The organism is Streptomyces sp. SID1328 (genome assembly GCF_009865595.1).
In the GTDB taxonomy this organism is placed as follows: Bacteria; Actinomycetota; Actinomycetes; order Streptomycetales; family Streptomycetaceae; genus Streptomyces; species Streptomyces griseoluteus.
Genome location: NZ_WWKH01000347.1, coordinates 1 through 606, shown reverse-complemented (window position 1 = coordinate 606; position 606 = coordinate 1). Strand labels below are relative to the sequence as shown.

At 78.9% G+C, this 606-nt stretch carries 1 pseudogene; it reads right to left on the bottom strand.

The annotated features are described in order from the left end of the window. Positions 1-606, bottom strand: a pseudogene (locus GT030_RS10250) (hypothetical protein); the annotation flags it as partial.

Here is a 606-nt window from a genome sequence, read left to right as displayed (position 1 = left end):
GTCGCGCTCGGTGGCCCGCGCACGCAGGGCCTGGCGTTCCTCGTCGGCGGCGTGCTCGTCGTGCATGGCGGGGTTCGGCGGCACGAGGAAGACGTCGGTGGGCCGCGCCTCGGAGGCGGGGGCCGGGGCGAGGAGGGCGGCGGCGGTGCCGACGGCGACGGCGGAGCGGGGCAGCAGGGCCGCCTCGCCCAGGGCCTCTCGGGCGCGGGCGTGGGTGTCCGGGTCGGTGATGATCACACCGTCGACCAGCTCGGGGCGGGTGGCGAGCACGCGCGCGTGGTCGGCGGGGTCGACGGCCTGGGCGAGGTAGCGCCAGCCGGGCAGCGCCGGGATGCCGTGCTCGCCCAGGTACTCCACGGTGGCCAGCACGTCGGGGCCGGGCGGCAACAGGCCGCCGTCCCCGAGCGCGGAGAGGATACGGGTGTCGTCGGCGGCGGCGGTGCGCAGGTCGAACAGGGTGCGCTCGGCGGCGGACACCGCGTCGTCCAGGAGGCCGCGCAGCTCGTCGGCGAAGCGGTCCAGCTCCTCGGCGGTGAGCGGCCCCCCGTCGGCGCCGTCGCGTACGGGCTCCGAGGCGCCGGAGCCGTCCCGCGGGGCGGGGATGGC